We start from the raw sequence: 21,589 nt of genomic DNA on the forward strand, positions 1-21,589 counted from the left end.
AAAGTCAACCCTTCTATGGGTTTTTTTATGTATTTATCCTCTTCTTTTTGAAAAGAAGGGGATTTTTTTATTGAGATTTTTAGTGGGGTTTCAGATGATAAGGTGATGATTTAAGGAGGGGAAATATGATTTGGATTAAAGGAGTAAGAAAAGTTTATGTAAATAAACAGGGAACAGTTGAAGCATTAAAAGAAATTGATCTACATATTGAAAAGGGTAAAATTTTTGGAATAATAGGATACAGTGGAGCAGGAAAAAGTACATTAATACGCTGTATAAATTTATTGGAAAAACCCACCTGTGGACAGGTTATAGTTAACAATAAAGAATTAACCAAGCTACCTGAAAAAGAGCTAAGAGACAGTAGGAAAAAAATTGGGATGATATTTCAACACTTTAACTTAATGAGCAGTAGAAATGTATTTCAAAATGTTGAGTATCCACTCAAGGGAAATAGCTATACTAAGGAGGATAAAAAACAAAAAGTTTTAAGTCTTCTAGAGTTAGTTGGCCTTAGTGATAAAATTCTAGCATATCCATCACAATTAAGTGGAGGTCAGAAACAGAGGGTTGCTATAGCTAGGGCCTTAGCAAACGATCCACAGGTTTTATTGTGTGACGAAGCAACTTCGGCAATAGATCCACAGACCACAGGGTCAATCTTAAAATTGTTAAAGGAAATTAATGAAAAGCTAGATTTAACTATAGTAATCATTACCCACCAGATGGAAGTAGTAAAAGAAATTTGTCATGAAGTTGCGGTAATGGAAGACGGACAAATAGTTGAACGTGGAGAGATAGTTGATATTTTTACAAATCCCAAGGCTGGAATAACCAAAGAATTTATATCTACTGTTTTTAATTATGATAAGATATATGATTTCCTATGCGATGTAGAATTTGCAGAAGGGGAAACTGTAGCTAAAATATCATTTGTGGGACAAAATACGGGACAGGCCTTTATTTCTAAGTTATCTAGAAAATTTAAAATAGATGCCAGTATCTTGTTTGGGAATATTGAAATTATTCAACATATACCTATTGGCAATTTAATTGTAAAGTTTAATGGAACTAAGGAAGGGATAGTAGAATCAATAAAATATCTAGAAGAAAATAATATAAATGTGGAGGTGATAGAGCATGCATCAGTTTTTAGTAAATTACCTGCCAAATGTAGTGGAATTATTTCCTGATATGATAAAAGCATTATGTGAAACCATTGGAATGGTGAGCATATCAGGATTTATTTCTACACTTATAGGAATTCCTTTAGGAATCATTTTAGTAGTTACAAGGCCAGATAATATTTTAGAGAATAGTGGGATTTACAACGTAGTGGGTAAAAGTATAAATATATTCAGAGCAATACCATTTGTAATATTACTTGCTGCAATAATACCTTTTACTCGTCTTGTGGTTGGGACTACTATTGGAATGAAGGGGGCTTTAGTCCCACTAGTTATTGGTTCGATTCCATTTGTGGCAAGACAAATTGAATCAGCCCTTTTGGATATTGACAAAGGAGTTATAGAAGCAGCTCAGGCCATGGGATCAAGTTCTTTTGAAATAATATATAGGGTTTTACTTAAAGAAGGACTGCCTGGAATTGTATATGCACTTACCATTACTACTGTCAGTTTGATTGGATTTTCTGCAGTGGCTGGAACTGTTGGTGGAGGAGGCTTAGGAGATTTCGCAATCAGATATGGTTATCAATATTTTAAAACGGATATAATGGTGGCAACAATATTAATTCTTCTTGTATTGGTAACATCAATACAAAGTTTTGGAGAATTTATACTAAAAAAATTAAATCATTAAAACAAAGATAGTGTTAACACTATCTTCAAAATAAAGGGGGATTTAAAATGATAATAAAAAAAATATCAATGTTAGTAGTAATAGCGTTAATTACAATAACTGCTTTAGTAGGTTGTGGAAGTTCAAAAGCGGTAAGCACTACTCCAAGCAATACACCAGCTAAAAAACAAGTAGTTAAATTAGGGGTTACAGGGGATGAACATGTGCTTTGGGATAAGATAAAAATAAAATTAGCTAAAGAAAACATTGATTTACAATTAGTAAACTTTAGCGATTATATAAGACCTAATCAAGCATTAAGTGATGGGGAAATTGATGCAAATGCATTCCAAACCATAGGCTATTTTAATAAATTTAAAGCAGATCATAAATTAGACCTTACATCAATAGGAAATACTGTTTTAGCACCTATGGGAATATATTCTAAAAAAGTTATGGATATAAAAACTCTTAAAGATGGAGCCAAAATTGCTATTCCAAACGATGCAAGTAATGGTGGAAGGGCACTTATATTGCTTCAGGAAGCAGGATTAATCAAATTAAAGGATGGGGTTGGTATAACTCCTACAATAAAAGACATCATAGAAAATAAAAAGAAGCTTAAGATAGTTGAACTTGCAGCTACACAAATTCCAAGATCAATACAGGATGTAGATATTGCTGCTATAAATAATGGTGTTGCAGTAGATGCAGGGTATTCACCACTTAAAGATTCTATTTTTACTGAAGATGTTAAAAAAGAAAGTGTAAAAAATTACTTTAATATAATCGCTGTAAAGACTAGAGACAAAGACAATGCAACCTTAAAAAAGTTAGTTAAGGCATACCAAACAGATGAAACAAAGAAAGTTATACAAGAATTATACAAGGGCGCTACTTTACCAGCATTTTAATTAAGCCTAGCGGGGCTAATGCTTATTGTTGCTTATTTTTGACACCACTCTGTGTATATGATATGATGAATGCTGTTCATCGGAGGGTATATAGATTACTATATGCTGGATAAGATGGTTGGATAAAGCCAACTGCCTTATCCAGCATTTTTTTTTATTTATGGGAGGTTTATTTATTATGGAACAACAAAACAATTTAACAGAGGGAAAGGTTATCCCCACACTATTAAAATTTGCTTTTCCTTTTCTACTCGCAAGTTTGCTTCAAGCACTCTATGGTGCAGCTGATTTGCTTATTGTTGGGCAATTTGACAATTCGGCGCAAGTTTCTTCGGTGGCTACAGGAAGTCAGATTATGCAGACAATTACAGGAGTTATTCTTGGATTAAGCACAGGTGGCACTATTTTAATAGGCCACTATTTGGGTGCGAAAAAAGATAAAGATATTGCAGATTCAGTTGGGACTATCATTTGCATCTTTGGTATAATGGCCGTTATTTTGACTACAATTATGGTGCTTCTTACAGGTAGTATTACAAATTTAATGAATACACCAACAGAGGCAATTAAACACACAAAACAGTATATACTCATCTGTTCTTGTGGTATCCCATTTATTATTGGTTACAATGCGTTAAGCGGTATTCTAAGAGGGCTAGGCAATTCAAAAGCACCGTTATTTTTTATTGCGGTAGCTTGTGTAACGAATATTGCTGTAGATTTAATTTTAGTGGGTGGCTTTAATATGGGGGCACCAGGAGCCGCAATTGCTACCATATCTGCTCAAGCTATAAGCTTCATACTTGGGGTATTTTATATAAAAAAGATGGGTTTTGCCTTTGAGTTTCATCGCAGTCATATTAGGCTTAAATCAGGGAAGGTAAAAAAGGTATTTAAGTTAGGACTACCAATTGCATTGCAGGATGGTTTAATTAACATTTCTTTTATAATAATTACAGCAGTTATTAATAAAATGGGACTTACTGCTTCTGCATCTTTAGGTGTTGTAGAAAAAATAATTATATTTACGATGCTTCCAACTATTGCATTTGCTTCAGCAATTGCAGCAATGACAGCTCAGAATATGGGGGCGAAGAAGCCGGAAAGAGCAAAACAGTGTTTGTACATAGGCATAGGAGGTTCTTTAATCATCGGAATAATATTCTATGTATATGCACAGTGGAATCCAACATCACTGACATCATTGTTTTCGAAAGATACGCAGGTAATAGCAACAGCTGCATTATACCTTAAATCATACAGTATCGACTGTATCTTGGTATGTTTTGTCTTTTGTATGAATTCATTTTTCAGTGGTTGTGGCAATTCATTATTTCCAATGATTCACAGTCTTATTACTACCTTTAGCATTCGTATTCCAGTCTCTTTTGCACTAAGTAGAGTTCCAGGTATAACACTATATGAAATTGGGTTTGCGTCTCCACTAGCAACATTTGCATCACTTGTGATGTGCATGATCTACATGAGGTCTGGAAAATGGCATAATAATTAAGTGGATTTGTAACTATTTTGTAGTGTAATTGACATTGATTTGATATAAAGTGGTAGAGAAAATCGCATATAATAAGTATTAATAGATAAGCTTATTAGAAGGAGCGATTTTTTATGAAAAAAATAGCTACATTAGCCATAGTGGTATTATTAACATTATTCACAGTGGCATATACATCAAAGGCTATGACTAAAGGGAATAATCCACCTACAAAGGAAACAGTTCAAAATGAACTGCCAAATGATGAAAGTGCTAAAGAAGCTTCTGAAAAAAATATCAGTTTTAAAAAATATATTAAATTGATAGGTCTAAGCAAAAAAGAACTTATCACAAAGCTTGGTGAGGAATCAACTACTATTGATGAGGGGGGACTGGAGTTTTCACAATTAGATATTCGAGTTTGGTTTAAAGATTATGGGAATGGCCCAGTAGACCAAGTATACATTGATAATAAGGATGTGGATTTTAATGGGGCAAAACTTGGTAGTAAAATAGGCAGTTTTCAGAGTGTATTCGGAAAAGCAGTGGAAGAACATATAACTTTTGCATATAGTAATTTTAAATATAATGGAATAGTGTTATCTGTATATTATGATCCAAAAACAGAAACAACTTTTGCAGCATATATTTTAGATAAAAATGTTAACTAAGTGGGTGGTTATAAATAGGAGTACTAGTTACTTTGTTAGAAAGATGCAGAGTAACTAGTGCTTTTATATTTATAAAAATTTACGTTTTCTATGAGGTCGGAGCCTAAGTATTGCTGCTGGTTTGAGGTTTTAAGTAACCAGTGATATAATAAAATATGGAAATAACCAATTTACTAGCAGAAGCAGTTTTAAATTTATATTAAGGGGTTGAACATGAAAATGAAAACTATTGTACAAATCAAGAATGTTACAAAGAAAATTGGAAAAAAAGTAATAATAGATGACCTTACTTTTGACGTACGTTCCGGTGAGGTGTTTGGATTCCTGGGGCCAAATGGAGCGGGTAAAACTACTACTATTAAAATGCTTTTAGGACTTATGTCTATTACTAAAGGTGAAATGTATATTGATGGAATTAATGTGGAGAAGGATTTTGAAAAGGCCATAGCTCAAGTAGGTGGAATTATTGAAAATCCAGATTTGTATAAATATTTAACAGGGTATCAAAATCTCCTTCATTTTTGGAGAATGTATCCAGATATAAAGAGGGAACGTATTGATGAGGTTATAAAAATTGTGGGACTAGAAAAAACAATACACAACAAAATAAAGACATATTCACTAGGGATGCGCCAAAGGCTAGGGGTTGCACAAGCACTTATTAACTCTCCAAAACTATTGGTACTAGATGAACCTACTAATGGACTAGATCCTGCTGGTATTCATGAATTGCGTAATCATTTGAGGACCCTTGCAAAAGAAGAAAACGTTGCAGTAATTGTATCAAGTCACTTGCTTTCAGAAATGGAGCTTATGTGTGATAGGGTTGGAATTATACAAAACGGAAAACTTGTTAGAATTCAGGATATGAAGGAAATGCTTGAAGATGAGGCAGATTCGGTTATAGCTCTAACTGTTACGCCAATTGAAACTGCAAAGGCATATTTAGAAAGTCTTAGTAGCAAATATAAACCAGAAATAAAAGATAAGGAAATCGAAATCATAGAAAATATAGAAAATATACCTGAGCTCGTTGAAAAACTTGTGGGCAAGGGAATTAAAATTTACGGCGTTCGCAGGGAGCAACAAAGCTTAGAGAAAAAATTCTTAGAAATGACAGGGGGTAACGAAATTGCGTAAGATGGTTAATTTAGTTCGTAATGAAAACATGAAGCTTTCTCATAGCATTAGTACATGGATAATGATGGGGATATTAGTTGCTATTATAGTAGCAGTTGGGCTCTTAACTAGATTTACAGGTACCCAGGCGCCTAAAAGTGATTGGAAAGCAGATATAACAATTGCAAATCAAAATATTAAGAAAGATCTAGCTAATCCCGAAATACCTAAAGATGACAAAGATGTATATAAAAAGAATTTGCAATCTAATGAATATCGTCTTAAACATGATATACAACCAGTGCAAGGTAACTCCTTATGGGGATTTGTAGAAGGAATGGGCGGTATAATATCTCTAATCGCTCTTTTTGCAATTGTAATGGGTGGCAAAATAGTAGCAAATGAGTTTTCCGAGGGTACAATTAAACTATTACTAATTAGACCTTCAAAGCGATGGAAAATTTTACTGTCTAAATATATTGCTGTTATAGGATATACTCTTTTAATGCTTTTGGTGCTTTTTATAGTGTCATTCCTTCTTGGAGGAATATTATTTAGCTTTAGTGGTGCAGGTACTCCATTCCTTACAAGTTCAAGTGGGAAAATTACTGAGGTTAATATGATAGTACACATTTTGGAACTTTATGGACTTAAGTCTATAAACTTAATTATGATGGTTACTTTAGCATTTATGATTTCTACAGTTTTCCGTAATAGTTCAATGGCTACAGGAGTTGGAGTTTTCCTTTTAACTATAGGAAATGTCATAACACTAATGCTTACTAAGTTTAATTGGTCAAAATATATTTTGTTTGCAAATACAGATTTGAACCAATATATTACTGGGGAGCCTTTAGTTAAAGGTATGACAATGAAATTCTCAATTATTGTACTAATAGTTTATTTTGTAATTTTCAATGTTATTTCATATATAGGATTTACTAAAAGAGATATAGTAGCATAATATTACAAAAAACAGAATAAATAAGTATAAAATTAAGGTGCCGCAGTAAAACGGCACCTTAATTTTATTTAGATAATTCTATAGATTTTTGAGTTGTTTTTCTAAGAGCTGAAATAATTGCATTTCTAAAGCCTTTTTCTTCAAGAGCAGCTACACCTTCTATAGTAGTTCCACCTGGAGAGCATACCATGTCCTTTAAAGCACCAGGATGTTTTCCTGTTTCTAGTACCATTTTGGCAGAACCAAGCACTGCTTGAGCTGCAAATGTGTAAGCTTGATTTCTAGGCATTCCACCTAGGACCGCTGCATCAGCCATTGATTCAATGAACATATATACAAAAGCTGGAGATGAACCACTGACCGCAGTTACTACATCCATTAATTTCTCATCAACTATTTCTGCTTTCCCAAAACTTTTAAATATATTAACTATCTCAGAAAGTTCTGATTTTGTAACCATTTCACTGGGGCAAATTGCAGACATTCCAGCGCCTACAAGTGCTGGGGTATTAGGCATTACTCTAATTATCTTAAGTTTTCGGCCAAACATCTCTTCTGTGCTTTTAATAGCTTTCCCAGCTGCAATAGTAACAATTATTACATCTTCTTTAATTTGATCTTTTATTTGTTTTATTACTATGGGATATAAGTTTGGTTTTACTGATAATACAATAATATCAGAAATTTTAGCAACTTCATTATTATCCGTAGTAGTCTTTATACCATATGTTAGAGTAGCTTCAGCTAAACTCTTTTCATTTAAGTCACCTACAATAATACTGCTAGGTGTTACTAAATTAGCATTTAATATTCCACCGATCATTGCCAGGCCCATGTTGCCACATCCAATAAATCCTATTATTTTATTCATATTATACCTCCGCTATTTTTTTAACAGCCACATCCACCAAAGGATTGATCTGTCCTTCCAATTATCTCATCTTGAAGCACCTTGTCTAGGTTATTAAAGTAATCACTGTATCCTGCAACTCTTACTATCAAATCATTATAATCCTCTGGATTTTTTTGTGCAGCGAGTAGTGTATCACTACTTACAATATTAAATTGAATATGATGACCATCTAATCTAAAATATGACCTTACCAAATTTGATAAATTATTCAAGCCATCTTCACCTTCTACAACAGCTGGCGTAAATTTTTGATTGAGTAATGTTCCTCCAGTTTTTAAGTGATCCATTTTTGCTGCAGATTTAAGAACTGCAGTTGGTCCGTTTACATCAGCACCTTTGTCAGGAGAAATCCCTTCAGATACAGGCATAAAAGCTTTTCTTCCATTAGGGGTAGCTCCAATAACTGAACCAAAGTAAATGTGACAGGTGGTAGGAAGCATATCTATTCTATATTCTCCACCTTTTCCATTTTTTCTTCCAGTTACTTCTTTATAGTAGGAATTAAATATTTCTCTCATAACATCATCAGCATAATCATCATCATTGCCATATTTTGGAGTTTTGCCTTTTAGTAGCTTTAATATATCTTCATGCCCCTTAAAATCAGTCTTCATTGCTTCTATTAATTCATTCATAGTAATGCTTTTATCTTCAAATACATGTTTTTTTATAGCTGTAAAGGCATCAGTAATTGTGCCAATACCAACACCTTGAATGTAGTTCGTATTGTATCTTGCACCTCCTGCATTATAATCTTTGCCTTTTGAAATACAATCGCTGGTTAATACTGAAAGGAAAGGTTCTGGCATAAGTGTTGCATATAATCTTTCAATAACTCTATTTCCTCTCATTTTTATATCTATAAAGTGTTTTAATTGTTTTTTATAAGCTTCAAATAATTCATCATATGTCTTGAACTTTGATGCATCTCCAGTTTCAAGCCCTAATTTTTTTCCACTCATTAAATCAATTCCATTATTAAGTGTTATTTCCATTACTTTAGGTAAGTTAAAGTAGCCTGTTAAAATATAAGCTTCTTTTCCAAAAGCACCTGCTTCAACGCAGCCACTAGTGCCTCCGCATCTTGCATCCTCCAGTGTTTTACCAGCATTAACAAGTTCCTGAGTAACTGCATCAGCATTGAACATTGAGGGCTGACCTAGGCCTTTTCGGGATATCGCGCAAGCTGCCTTTACAAACTTTTGCGGGCTTTTTTTACTTATTTGTACATTTGAACTTGGCTGTAAAAGCTGCATTTCATCTATTACATAAAGAAGAAGGTAACTTACATCATTTACTCCATCCTGGCCGTCAGCTTTAACTCCACCAATGTTTATATTTGCAAAGTCAGTATAAGTTCCACTTTCCTTTAATGTTATGCCAACTTTAGGAGGTGCGGGTTGGTTGTTAAACTTCACCCAGAAACATTCTAAAAATTCTATAGCCTCTTCTTTAGTTAATTCTCCATTCTCGATTTCACTTTCATAAAAAGGGTTTAAATGTTGATCAAGTCTTCCTGGATTGTATGCATCCCAAGGATTGAGTTCTGATATAACGCATATGTGAGCAAACCAATACATTTGAAGAGCTTCCCTAAAGTTTCTTGGAGCATGTGCAGGAACCTGTGTACAAATTTCAGCTATTTCTAAAAGTTCATTTTTTCGTATTGAATCTGATTCTTTCAGGGAAAGTTCCTTTGCATAGTCGCTGTAGCGCCGGCCTAAAATTATTACTGAGTCGCAAGCTATATCCATTGCATCTAATTGGTTTTTTTTATCAAGAGCCTCGTCATCATTATAAAAATCAAGCTTTGAAATAGCATTAGCTATATCCACTTTAAAATCCAAAAAGCCTCTTTTAAATATTTTATCATCACCACTTGTATGACCTGGTCCTCTTTGTTCCATGAATTCTGTAAACATTGCGGCTGCATAGCATTCCTTCCATTCCTCCGTCATGTTTTCAAGTATTCTATATCTCATTGATTTCTTTTCCCAGGCAGGTATGATTAAATCCTCTTGAATTTTTCTGCTTTCTGTGTCAACCTTAAAGGATATTCGCTGCCTAGCATTCATAACATCAAAATCTTGCAAAGTATGGCAACATAATTCTGGATAGGTGCAAGTTGAAGCAGGGGATTCACCTCTTTCACCAACAATTAATTCACCATCATTAATGCAAAGCTCTTTTTTTAACATAATCTCTTTTAAAACCAATGCGCGAAGTACGGGAATTGAAACTGTGCCCTCATATTTTTTGTAAACTTCATCAACTATTATTGCTCTTTCCATAGAAATGTGTGGGATTGCACGTAAGCTTTGCTCTCTTAATTTTTTTACTCTTTCACTCATCATAATACACTAACCCCCTATTATAATTTTTATTCCAGCATTTTTGAATTTATCTGCAATTTTATCTATAACTTCGTCCCTTGGTTTTTCCATACCTGATAATTTATATGACCTATTAAGTCTTCTATATTTGTCCATACCCATCTTATGGAAAGGTAATAAATTTACATGCATTATATTTAGCTTAGATAGGAAATTAACTGTAGCATCAATATTTTCATCATCATCATTTATACCAGCAATTAGTGGTAGCCGTATATAAATAGTGCTACCCTTTCCCGAAAGATTTTTTAGGTTTTCTAAGATTATAGTATTTTCCATGCCTGTGTATTTAATGTGTTTTTCATTGTTCATATGTTTAATATCAAATAGAAAAAGGTCTACCTTATCAACTATTTTTTCAAATTGTTCCCAAGATGCATAGCCGCTGGTGTCAACTGTTGTATGGATACCTTTATCTTTGCAAATTTTAAGGGTATTGTATAAATAATCTGCATGCATTAATGGTTCCCCTCCAGAAAATGTTACTCCACCATTTGATTCTTCATAAAATACTTCATCCTTAATTATTTCTTTCATAAGGTTCTTAACGGTTATATCTTTTCCTACAAGTTCGCGGGCATTACTTAGGCAAAAATCACTGCACTTTCCACAAAGAGTACATTTGCTTTCATTAAATACAGGGAATCCTTGTACCAATTTTATGGCTTTTGCCGGGCACCTTTTGACACATGTGCCGCAGCCAGTACATCTTTCCTTAAAGAACATGATTTCAGGATTTGGATTTTGACTTTCTGGGTTATGGCACCACCAGCAATTTAGCGGGCATCCTTTAAAAAAAACTGTAGTACGAATTCCAGGACCATCATGAATTGAATACTTTTGGATATTGAAAATAGTGGATGATGTCAAATAATTCGCCCCCTGTTTATTTTTTGAAAAGATTTGGAGTATGTACCGTTAGTATTTTTACTATTATACCATATGAAAACGTTTATCTATGACTTATTTGTATATGATAGTAGTTGTTTTTTTTGAAAATTGCATTTTTTTATTAAAAATATTATAATATGTTTGTTATTTAATATACTATTTTTTTTATTGACATATTTTCATCAATATTATATGATAGTCACCATAGGTAACTACTATTTTGAAGGAGAGACTAATTTATGGATAAAATAATATTACTTTTAAAGTCACTTGAATTAAATGATTCTGAAGCAAAAGTTTATGTAGAACTCCTAAAGAATGGTCCTTCAACGGGTTATCAAATTAGTAAGATCTCTGGGGTAGCACGTTCGAAAGTATATGCAGTACTTGAAAACTTGGTTCGGAAGAATTTTTCAATTTGTTCAAAATCTGAAAATCCTAAATATTACACCTGTATTCCTGTAAAGGAACTCATATCAAAAAAGAAGGATAACTATAACTCCTTACTTGAAGAGATAGAAAGTGAACTTTTAGAATATGATAAAAGCATAAATATGGATTTCATTTGGCATATAAAAGGTTATAATAATATTTTTGATAAGTGCAGAGAGATTATAAAAAATACAAAAAAAGAACTTTTCGTTCAAATTTGGCGGGAGGATATAGATGAAGTTTTTGATGAATTGAAATTATTAGAATCAAAGAAAATTGATCCTCTAGTTATTTTGTACAGTGCAGATCATAAATACGATGTTGATTTAAACATTTTGTATAAGCATGGTTTTGAAAGTGAAAAAATTAAAGATATTCCTGGAAGATGGGTTACTATAGTGTCCGATTCAAATGAAGTATTATTTGGTTGTATAGAAAATAATAAGATATGTGAAGTAATTTGGACACAAAATTACTCAATGGTTTTTATGGCTAAGGAATATGTGAAACATGATGCTTATTGTCTTAAACTTATAAAATCAGTCAATAATTCCGATAGCAAAGAACTTAAAAAATCTGTGGGCAATATTAGAAATATTTTCGAAAAAATATAGTTATATTTGAAGAAATTCTTCAAATATAAAATAGGTGGTATATTAATAAATATTTTTAAAGGTTGGTTGAAATAAACAATATAGGAGGTACAAAATGTTATTACTTACAAAACATGATATAGAAAATATTTTTAATATGAAAAATGCAATTGATTCGGATAAAACCGCTTTTAAATTATTTTCACAGAATAAAAGTGTGGTTCCATTAAGAACAAATATTGATATCCCCAAATTGTCAGGTCAAAGTCTGTTTATGCCAGCTTATGTGTAGGACATAGATAGTATAGGAATAAAGATAGTTTCTGTATTCCCAAAGAATGTTGAAAAGGGAATCCCCTCAGTACCTGCAAAAATGATACTGATGGATGGAAAAACTGGTGACGTCTGTTGCATAATGGATGGCACATATCTTACGCAGTTAAGAACAGGAGCAGGTTCTGGTGCTGCCACTGATGTACTTGCCGTTAAAAATGCTGAAAAAGGAGCCCTAATAGGTACTGGCGGACAAGCTGAATGTCAGTTAGAGGCAATGTTAACAGTTCGAAAACTTAAATCAGTAAAAGTCTTTGATATGAATTTACAAAGGTCACAGGAGTTTTGCACAAGAATGTCTGAAAAATTTGCTAAATTCGATACAGAAATAAGTTTTGCAAAAACAACACAGGAAGCTATTGAAAATGCAGATATCATAACAACTGTAACAACTTCAAAAATGCCTGTTATTGATGGGAAATTTGTAAAAAAAGGTGCTCACATAAATGCAGTAGGTTCGTACACTCCGGTTATGCAGGAAATAGATGAATATACAATAAAAAATGCGGATAAAGTATTTGTTGACTCTAAGGATGCAGTTCTTTCAGAATCAGGAGATCTGATAATACCAATAGATAAGGGTATTATTGATAAAAGCAGAATAGACGGAGAAATTGGTGAAGTTCTGCTAGGAAAGATTGAAGGAAGAAAAAATGATAATGAAATAACCATTTATAAAACAGTAGGTATAGCCGTTATGGATGTTGTAACTGCGTATGATATTTACAATTGTGCATTAAAAATGAACATAGGCACGGTTATAGATTTATAATCAAAGGAACAAAAACACTGATGATAAACATCAGTGTTTTTGTTTTTTTTTGATGATACAAAATACAACTTACATAACTTAGTAATAAAAGGCAAATACTATCTTATATTATATTGGATAAAAGGATGGTGTTTTTATGGATGATAAAATAGATAAGGCTAAAAGTAAAACTGACCAAGCTAAAATTATGGGGGTAAAAATACCTGAGGATGGGTACTGGGGTGATTATACCTCGAAAACCTGTGGTAGTGTTGGCGGAGCTACAAGTGGCAATTTTACAAAAGATGCCGGTACAACCTCTAATGAAAAGTAAATCCTATTAAAGATTATAAGTAAGACTTGTTTAAACTCAAGTCTTCTTCTTTTTTATAGTGATGATTTAAAAATAAATAAATAGCCCTAAAACAGGATGAATTATTTTTGTGGATTAGAGAACAATAATTATTAATCAATGCATTAATAATTATGCTAAGGAGGAACAAAATGAAGTCAAGTAGTAAAAGCAATAATAAATTAACATTGATATCATTAGTCTTAATGATTTTTACTTCAGTGTTCGGATTTAATAATATTCCAAGATCCTTTTATTTAATGGGGTATGGAGCCATTCCATGGTATATAATATCAGGCATTACTTTTTTCATTCCCTTTGCGCTAATGATAGGTGAATTTGGTGCAGCCTTTAGAAAAGAAAAAGGCGGTATATATTCATGGATGTCCAAATCAGTAAGTCCTAAGTATGCCTTCGTTGGAACATTTATGTGGTATGCTTCTTATATAGTGTGGATGGTTAATATTTCCAATGCAATATGGATTGTGTTTTCAAATGCTATATTTGGAAGAGATACAACTGCAAGCTGGTCATTGTTTGGATTAAATTCCACACAAACAATAGGAGTATTAGGTGTTTTATGGATAGTGGGTGTAACATTTACAGCAACTAAAGGCTTAGATAAAATTAGAAAGGTAACTTCGGTGGGCGGTGCTGCGGTTATGTTACTAAATGTTATATTAATATTTGGAGCAATAACGGTTTTAATAGGAAATGGCGGTGGATTAGCACAACCTATTGAAAGTGTTTCATCATTGCTAAAGTCACCCAATCCTAGTTATCAAAGCACAATTTCTATATTTGCATTTTTAGTATTCGCACTATTTGCTTATGGTGGAATAGAGGTAGCTGGAGGATTAGTAGATGAAACCGAAAATGCAGAAAAAACATTTCCAAAGGGTATTATCTTTGCTTCAATAGTTATTGCAGTTGGGTACTCGATAGGTATATTTACGGTTGGTATATTTACTAACTGGGGTAATGTTCTTTCCCTAAAGGGAGTACATATGGGTAACGTTGGGTATGTAACAATGAATAATTTAGGATATCAATTAGCACGTGTATTCAGAGGTAGTGAAGTTTTCTCAGTATCAATGGGTGATTGGATGGCTAGATATGTTGGAATCTCAATGGTTTTAGCATTAACGGGAGCTTTCTTTGTCTTGGCTTATTCTCCATTAAAACAAATAATTGAAGGTACTCCAAAGGAGTTATGGCCTGGGAAAATGGGAGAAATTAAAGACGGAATGCCGCATAATGCCATGTGGATTCAATGTATAGCAGTAGTTGTGATGGTATTACTATTATCTTTTGGTGGGGAAGCAGCTTCAAAATTTTTTAATAAATTAGTATTAATGACAAATGTAGCAATGACACTTCCCTATGTATTTATATCAATAGCATTTATTGCATTTAAGAAAAATAAAAATATTAAAAAATCCTTTGAAATTTTTAAAACCTACCGTAGTGCGTTAATTTGGGGTATTATTGTTACTTTCACGGTAGGATTTGCAAATTTCTTTACAATAATACAACCTGCAATGGATGGAGATTTGTCATCTACAATTTGGAGCATTGCTGGACCATTATTTTTTGCTATTGTTGCGTTAACAATGTACAACAGATATGAAAAGAAAACCATGAATAAAATTTAAATAAAAAACAAGCCAATATCAATAAACTTGACATTGGCTTGTTTTTGTAACATTTAGAGTAAGTAATCCACATGCTAAGATATTATGAATAAATATCAGAAAACTCAATGTTAATTGTTTGAAGTTCACTTCTTATACTTTTATTTTCAATTGTGTCACAAGGAACTGCTACTAGTCTGTTTGGAAATTCTATTGTAAATTTGCTGCCTTTTCCTAGTTCACTTTGTAGATTTATCCTTCCACCATGTAGTTCAACAATTGATTTAACAAGACATAATCCTATACCACTTCCCTCAGCATTTCGAGATAGTGACTTATCAACCTGCTTGAATCTTTCAAATATAACATCTAAATAATCAGTTTCAATTCCTATACCCGTATCTTTTACAGATATTTCAACACTATCAACTTTATCGTGTATATTTACGGAAATTTCATCTCCAGCCAGAGAAAATTTAATTGCATTTGAAATAAGATTTAGCATAACCCTTTCAATATTAGTGGGGTCACAAGAAATATTTTTCTCCTCTATGTCAGTATCAAAAATAATCTTTAGTCCCTTATTTTCAACATATTCTGATACGGATTGAACAATGTCATCAATAACATTAACTATATTTTCATTGGACATATGTAACTTGAAAAAACCAGATTCAATTTTGGATAAATCTACTAAGTTATTAACTAGTTTTAATTGCCTATTGCAGTTTTGCTTTATAACATTAATATACTTTTCAAGATTGTCTTGATTTTCTATTATGGAATTGTTTTTTACATATAAGCCAAATAGTTGAGTGGTACTAAAAATAACATTTAAAGGAGTTTTAATCTCATGTGAAATGTTTATGAAAAATTCTTCCTGCATTTTCAAGTTCTTTTCCAGTTGTAGCTTAGCCCTAGTTTCTTTAGTTATATCAATTATAATTGCGATTACTTGCTTGATGTTACCCTCCAGGCCAAGTATTGGTTGATATAATACATTTACGAATATTTTTTTTCCAAAGACAATTAACTCCTTATATTTTATGTAGGATGTTTCTTTCTTCTCCTTAATCATTTGAAAATGGTAAAAAACATCAGTTTTATCAAACTCGGTAATGATATCTCCATAATTTTGTCCTTTAACAATATCAATAGAGTTCATCTCAGGATTTAATCCCTCTATAATATTTAATGCCTTTTGGTTAATGTCAGTTATACTAAAATCAGGATATGATAATCTTATAAATGGTAAATCAAGGGTATCTATGGTTGTATGCAGAAGGTCAAATTGACTTTGCAATATTTCTTCATGTAACACAGTTTCTGTAATGTTATTCCAACACTGTATTCCTGCAATAAAATTTCCCTTATCATCATAAATAGGAATGCCATTTATATTATAAAAAGTAATACTATCATTAATTTTCATCACTCTATACCCCAATATTTTCTCGCCTCTTAATATCCTAAAACCGGGCATATCTTGGAGTTGGATTAAGTTGCCATCAATATCATAATATTTATTTTCTTTAAGACTATCTCCTATTTTACTGAAATTATGAAATGTAGAGGGGAATATGTCCCTGGCTGATCGATTAAATGTTGTATAGTTACCATTTTTATCAGAAATGAACGTGGCCTCAGATATATTTTCAATAATTGCCTTTAATTTTTCATTGCTAGCATATATTGTTTGCTCAAGATCCATTTTATTACTTATATCACTGCCAGCTACATAGATAATTCCTTCATCCCACTCAAATTTTATATTCCATGAAATCCATTTGTAATTGCCAGCCTTGCACTTATATCTAGATTCTAAATTTATAATATTTTGTCGCTCTTTATGAGCTAATAATAATGAATTATTTAGGCTGTTTTTATCAGCCGGATGTATAATAGAAAATAAATATAACTCTTTTACTTCATCATTACTATATCCAAAAACATTATTAAAAGCTGGATTTGCATATTTAATTCTACCATCCAAAAAAGCGATACATAAAATTTGTGGAGTTAAGTTTACCATCTTTTCATAATTTTCTTTATCTAATGTTGAATTATTCAATATTGGCTCCTCCTAAAGAAAAATAAACTTTATCAATTATTTAAAATAACAGCATTTATATTTTTAGTTTAAACGTACTTTATAATTCTATCACTATTTAACACCTTTAGAAATAACTTTCGAAAGCAGTAAGCTCATTTTGACTAATCTATATTTTTATTTTAATTTTGCAATGCTGTAGAAAACATCCACACCTGTTTTAATAATACTATCTGGGAAATCATAATCAGTGGTATGAAGTTGGGGCTGTAATTTGCCATCACCCAGGCCAAACATTGCACCTTTTATATTTTTTAAATAGTACCCAAAATCTTCAGACCATCTAAAGGGATACTGAAGTTCTTCATAAGTATAATTATTATTAGTGCACACTTCTAGTATTTTATTAATACATATATCATGATTTCTTGTTTCTGGAAACTCATCAGAATAGCTAATTTTGAAGTCTATTTTATGCAACCTGCAGCACTGCTTCACAAATAATAATATGCTGTTTTCAAGTTTCATTAAATCTTCTTCATTTTCTCCTCGTAATGTTAATAAAATTTCACCTGAGGCTGCAGCTGTGCCAAAGGACCTTTCTCCAATATTGATATTTACGATAGTGCAAAGAACCATTCCACTATAAATACTGGAACTAGTACTACTATTTAAAAAATTAATAATATCAGCAGCGGCATATGAGGGGTTTATTCCAAACTCGGGATAAGCCGCATGAGAGGGAGTTCCCTTTAAATTAATTATAATTCCTTTTGAAGCACAAGCAAATACACCTCTTTTATAAATAAGGCTTCCCAGCTCATAACCAGGAATATTATGCAGTGAATATATTTCATCAATTTTATTTTCCTGTAAAAAACCATCTTGAACTATTTTTTTAGCACCTTCGCCTGTTTCTTCAGAAGGTTGAAATAATAAAAATATATTCTTATGTTCTATTGGTTTTTCTTCTATTTCTAATGCTAGGCCTGCGAGTATTGCACAATGTCCATCATGCCCACATTTATGAGCGGCTGTTATATTATTAGATTTATATTGAATATCTATTGTTTCTAACATTGGAATAGCATCCATATCTGCTCTAAAGGCAATATTCATGACATTTTTATTTGCTGTTTTTTCTGCAATGAAATATCCATCTTTCAGAACGATGTTGAAATTAGTATTATTTCTTAGGAAATCTATTAAAATCTCCATAGTTTTATTTTCATGTCCTGAAATCTCAGCATTTTCATGAAGTTTATGTCTTAAATTTATACACAGAAGCTGATTGTGATTATTCATTACTATTCACCCCTTTATAATGTGCTATGTTAGATTATTATTAATATAATAGATCATTTTAAATATTTTTTCAACTTTTCTATGGTTATAACTTGATTGACCTAAAATATTGGAGCATTGTAGATCCTATAAAATCGTTAAAAGGGGAATAGGCCAGGTACCTGAGGGAAAGCTTATTTTTGTAATAATTATATTCACTAGCTAGCAATTATATATATAAATAACCCAATGCAGTTTAAGCACAGCATTGGGTTATACTACTTTCTTTTAATTTAAGTAATAAACTATTCTCCTATATCATCTTGATTTGTCATATGCATCATAGGATTCATACCCATTTGACACATAGGCATCATGTGCATCATAGGATTCATACCCATGTTTTGATCCATAGGCATCATGTGCATCATGGGATTCATACCCATGTTTTGATCCATAGGCATCATGTGCATCATGGGTTTCATGCCCATCATTTGATCCATAGGCATCATTTGCATCATTTGACACATACACATTTGCATCATGTGCATCATATGCATCATATGCATCATAGGGTTCATTGGCATCATGTGTGTCATGGGTTTCATACCCATCATTTGATTCATTGCCTTATCTTTAGATTTCTTGGACCTCATTGAATAATCTTCCATATATATCTCCTTATAAACATTTTATACAATATATTAATATGAGAAATAGTATTTTGTGTTACTGTTTTTTGTAAATGCAACTCTAAAATTCAACAAGCCTATTTAGGCGCCAGTAAAAAATAGAGGGGCGATGATAAGTTTGCCAAAGATTGACTATTCTGTATTTTCAGTATATTATGTAAGAAAAAGAATAATTAATTTTAAATTATAAAGAATTTGTGCGGAAAGACTACTCTCTTTAGGTGTGGGAGTTTCAGTATTTTGTTTATACAGATACCTAAAGCATTGTTGTAAAAAAGCCCCAGTGAATGAGTACATTTACTGGGGCTTTTTTGGTATATTAAATATCTAAGATATTTAATGAAAAAGAGCAATCAATATTTCAAAATTTGAGGGTGGTTTTTATGGAGATAAAAAATGCTATTCAAAAAATAATTAATGAAAATAAGGGTAATGTTGGTATAGCTATTAAAAATATCAGCACTAATGAGATTCTAAATTTTAATGAACAACTGGTATTTCCATCAGCAAGTACAATTAAGCTTGTGATTATGGCAGAAATATTGAGACAAGTTAAAGAAAAAAAAATTTCTTTAGATGAAACAATTAAAATAACTGAGGAAATTAAAACAGATGGCGATGGAATACTAAAAGAATTAAATAATGACAATAAATATACTCTGAAAGAAATATTAATTTTAATGATTATTATAAGTGACAATACAGCGGCTAACATTCTTATTAATAGGGCTGGGATTGGAAATGTTAATAAGATGGCTATGGACCTTGGAATGAATCATACAAAATTACAGCGAAGAATGATGGACTCAGCTGCGGCAAGAGCAGGTAGAGAAAATTTAACTTGTGCAGAGGATATGTCTATATTCTTTGAATTATTATATAATAAAAAAATACTTAATGAAGAATACAGTAATATTATGATAGATATATTAAAAAGGCAGCAAGTTGATGGAAGGATCACACTCTATTTGCCTGAAGAGGTGATTGTTGCCCACAAAACAGGCGACCTATATAACCTTGAACATGATGTTGGTATAGTATATCTTAATAGCTGTGATTATATTATCTGTATTCTAACTAACGACACAGAGACCAACAAAGATGGACGAGAAATAATAGGTAAGATATCAAAATTAGTGTACAATGCTTATAACAAATAAGGTAAATGGAATTTAAGGAGGAATTTTCATGAAAATAACTGATATAAAAATAGGACGAATATCTGTTCTGCTTAGAACACCATTTAAAACTGCTTTAAGAACTGTAAATAGTGTGGAGGATGTTATAGTGGAAATACACACTGACACAGGTAATATAGGTTTTGGCGAGGCACCACCAACAGGGATTATAACAGGTGATACTACAGGAGCCATAATAGGAGCTATAGAAGATCATATAAAGAAAGTTATAGTTGGCATGAAAATAGAAAATTTTGAGGATCTAATGTTAAAATTGCAAAGTTGCATTTTAAAGAACACCAGTGCAAAGGCCGCAGTTGATATAGCGCTATATGATTTATATGGGCAGTTATACGGGGCACCACTATACAAGTTGTTAGGTGGGTATAGAAGTGAAATATTGACTGACATAACTATCAGCGTGAATGATCCAGAAGAAATGGCAAAGGATAGTTTAGATGCTATAAACAGAGGGTACAGTACTTTGAAAATAAAGGTAGGAAAAGATTCCCTGCGAGACATGGAAAGATTGAAAGCAATAAGAAGAACTGTAGGTTATGATGTTAATCTTAGAATTGATGCAAATCAAGGTTGGAAGCCAAAGGAAGCTGTAAATGTATTAAGAAAAATGGAGGATGCAGGACTACAAATTGAGTTTGTAGAACAACCAGTTTCAGCTCATGATATAGATGGACTAAAATTTGTAACAGATAATGTATATATACCTGTTTTAGCAGATGAAAGCGTATTTTCTCCTATGGATGCACTAAATATCCTGCAGAGGAGAGCTGCAGATTTTATAAATATAAAACTTATGAAAACAGGTGGGATATATAACGCTCTTAAAATATGTTCCTTAGCAGAAATCTATGGAGTTGAATGTATGATAGGATGTATGCTTGAAGCAAAGGTAAGTGTAACTGCTGCTGTACATTTAGCTTGTGCAAAGAGTATTATAACTAAAATTGATTTGGATGGTCCTGTTCTATGCAGTGGGGATCCAATAAATGGAGGCGCAATATTTAATGAATCTAAAATAATACTTACAGATGCAGTAGGACTAGGGATACAATCTATAAATTATTAAATAACAACTATACTCCAAATTGTTATAGCTAAATTAATTTTTTTGA

At 32.2% G+C, this 21,589-nt stretch carries 20 protein-coding genes; 14 read left to right on the forward strand and 6 right to left on the reverse strand.

What is annotated here, in order from left to right:
• The first annotated feature begins 125 nt into the window (after positions 1-125).
• From ACREV6_RS09975 to ACREV6_RS10005, 7 genes are all read left to right on the forward strand, one after another.
• On the forward strand, positions 126-1,193 hold the full coding sequence (locus tag ACREV6_RS09975) for a methionine ABC transporter ATP-binding protein (protein WP_431577862.1): 1,068 nt from the start codon (positions 126-128) through the stop codon (positions 1,191-1,193).
• Positions 1,141-1,821: a methionine ABC transporter permease gene (locus tag ACREV6_RS09980; RefSeq protein WP_431577863.1), complete on the forward strand. Its 681-nt coding sequence runs from the start codon at positions 1,141-1,143 to the stop codon at positions 1,819-1,821. Before ACREV6_RS09975 ends, ACREV6_RS09980 begins: the two co-directional genes overlap by 53 nt.
• Positions 1,822-1,868: 47 nt before the next feature.
• Positions 1,869-2,714 carry a MetQ/NlpA family ABC transporter substrate-binding protein gene (locus ACREV6_RS09985; RefSeq protein ID WP_431577864.1) on the forward strand — a complete coding sequence of 282 codons (846 nt, stop codon included), beginning with the start codon at positions 1,869-1,871 and terminating at the stop codon, positions 2,712-2,714.
• A 178-nt stretch (positions 2,715-2,892) separates the two neighbouring features.
• Complete coding sequence (locus tag ACREV6_RS09990) at positions 2,893-4,227, forward strand: MATE family efflux transporter (protein WP_431577865.1); 1,335 nt, start codon at positions 2,893-2,895, stop codon at positions 4,225-4,227.
• Positions 4,228-4,340: 113 nt separating this feature from the next.
• Positions 4,341-4,877, forward strand: a complete 537-nt coding sequence (locus ACREV6_RS09995) for a hypothetical protein (protein ID WP_431577866.1) — start codon at positions 4,341-4,343, stop codon at positions 4,875-4,877.
• 213 nt (positions 4,878-5,090) lie between these two features.
• Positions 5,091-6,017, forward strand: coding sequence for an ABC transporter ATP-binding protein (locus tag ACREV6_RS10000; protein WP_431577867.1), 927 nt, complete (start codon positions 5,091-5,093; stop codon positions 6,015-6,017).
• A 1-nt stretch (position 6,018) separates the two neighbouring features.
• On the forward strand, positions 6,019-6,960 hold the full coding sequence (locus ACREV6_RS10005) for an ABC transporter permease (protein ID WP_431578254.1): 942 nt from the start codon (positions 6,019-6,021) through the stop codon (positions 6,958-6,960).
• Positions 6,961-7,024: 64 nt separating this feature from the next.
• Here the strand turns inward: ACREV6_RS10005 and proC are convergent, their stop codons facing one another.
• From proC to ACREV6_RS10020, 3 genes are read right to left on the reverse strand one after another with little or no spacing between them, the layout of a single operon-like run.
• Complete coding sequence (gene proC / locus ACREV6_RS10010; RefSeq protein ID WP_431577868.1) at positions 7,025-7,831, reverse strand: pyrroline-5-carboxylate reductase; 807 nt, start codon at positions 7,829-7,831, stop codon at positions 7,025-7,027.
• 20 nt (positions 7,832-7,851) lie between these two features.
• Positions 7,852-10,227 carry a trans-4-hydroxy-L-proline dehydratase gene (gene hypD, locus ACREV6_RS10015; RefSeq protein ID WP_431577869.1) on the reverse strand — a complete coding sequence of 792 codons (2,376 nt, stop codon included), beginning with the start codon at positions 10,225-10,227 and terminating at the stop codon, positions 7,852-7,854.
• A 6-nt stretch (positions 10,228-10,233) separates the two neighbouring features.
• Complete coding sequence (locus ACREV6_RS10020) at positions 10,234-11,136, reverse strand: trans-4-hydroxy-L-proline dehydratase activase (protein WP_431577870.1); 903 nt, start codon at positions 11,134-11,136, stop codon at positions 10,234-10,236.
• Positions 11,137-11,396: 260 nt separating this feature from the next.
• On the opposite strand from ACREV6_RS10020, the gene ACREV6_RS10025 reads away from it, so the two are divergent.
• From ACREV6_RS10025 to yjeM, 5 genes are all read left to right on the forward strand, one after another.
• Positions 11,397-12,203, forward strand: coding sequence for a TrmB family transcriptional regulator (locus ACREV6_RS10025; RefSeq protein ID WP_431577871.1), 807 nt, complete (start codon positions 11,397-11,399; stop codon positions 12,201-12,203).
• Between the two features lie 94 nt (positions 12,204-12,297).
• Positions 12,298-12,474 carry a hypothetical protein gene (locus tag ACREV6_RS10030; RefSeq protein WP_431577872.1) on the forward strand — a complete coding sequence of 59 codons (177 nt, stop codon included), beginning with the start codon at positions 12,298-12,300 and terminating at the stop codon, positions 12,472-12,474.
• Positions 12,475-12,492: 18 nt separating this feature from the next.
• Positions 12,493-13,287, forward strand: a complete 795-nt coding sequence (locus ACREV6_RS10035; protein WP_431578255.1) for an ornithine cyclodeaminase family protein — start codon at positions 12,493-12,495, stop codon at positions 13,285-13,287.
• A gap of 136 nt (positions 13,288-13,423) precedes the next feature.
• Positions 13,424-13,600 carry a small, acid-soluble spore protein, alpha/beta type gene (locus ACREV6_RS10040; RefSeq protein WP_431577873.1) on the forward strand — a complete coding sequence of 59 codons (177 nt, stop codon included), beginning with the start codon at positions 13,424-13,426 and terminating at the stop codon, positions 13,598-13,600.
• A gap of 170 nt (positions 13,601-13,770) precedes the next feature.
• Positions 13,771-15,273 (forward strand): glutamate/gamma-aminobutyrate family transporter YjeM, encoded by a 1,503-nt coding sequence (yjeM, locus tag ACREV6_RS10045; protein ID WP_431577874.1) that lies wholly within the window; start codon positions 13,771-13,773, stop codon positions 15,271-15,273.
• Positions 15,274-15,355: 82 nt separating this feature from the next.
• Here yjeM and ACREV6_RS10050 read toward each other — a convergent pair whose 3' ends face one another.
• The 3 genes from ACREV6_RS10050 to ACREV6_RS10060 form a co-directional block, all read right to left on the reverse strand.
• Entirely contained in the window at positions 15,356-17,323 is a 1,968-nt protein-coding gene (locus ACREV6_RS10050) for a PAS domain-containing sensor histidine kinase (protein WP_431577875.1), read from the reverse strand.
• 156 nt (positions 17,324-17,479) lie between these two features.
• The gene (locus ACREV6_RS10055; RefSeq protein WP_431577876.1) at positions 17,480-18,607 is read right to left on the reverse strand and encodes an amidohydrolase; all 1,128 of its coding nucleotides are present in this window, start codon (positions 18,605-18,607) and stop codon (positions 17,480-17,482) included.
• A gap of 284 nt (positions 18,608-18,891) precedes the next feature.
• Complete coding sequence (locus tag ACREV6_RS10060; protein ID WP_431577877.1) at positions 18,892-19,257, reverse strand: hypothetical protein; 366 nt, start codon at positions 19,255-19,257, stop codon at positions 18,892-18,894.
• Between the two features lie 404 nt (positions 19,258-19,661).
• On the opposite strand from ACREV6_RS10060, the gene ACREV6_RS10065 reads away from it, so the two are divergent.
• Both ACREV6_RS10065 and ACREV6_RS10070 read left to right on the forward strand, forming a co-directional pair.
• Complete coding sequence (locus tag ACREV6_RS10065; protein WP_431577878.1) at positions 19,662-20,438, forward strand: serine hydrolase; 777 nt, start codon at positions 19,662-19,664, stop codon at positions 20,436-20,438.
• A gap of 28 nt (positions 20,439-20,466) precedes the next feature.
• On the forward strand, positions 20,467-21,543 hold the full coding sequence (locus ACREV6_RS10070; RefSeq protein ID WP_431577879.1) for a dipeptide epimerase: 1,077 nt from the start codon (positions 20,467-20,469) through the stop codon (positions 21,541-21,543).
• Positions 21,544-21,589: the final 46 nt, after the last annotated feature.

This window comes from Clostridium sp., assembly GCF_050717515.1.
GTDB lineage: Bacteria > Bacillota > Clostridia > Clostridiales > Clostridiaceae > Clostridium_AD.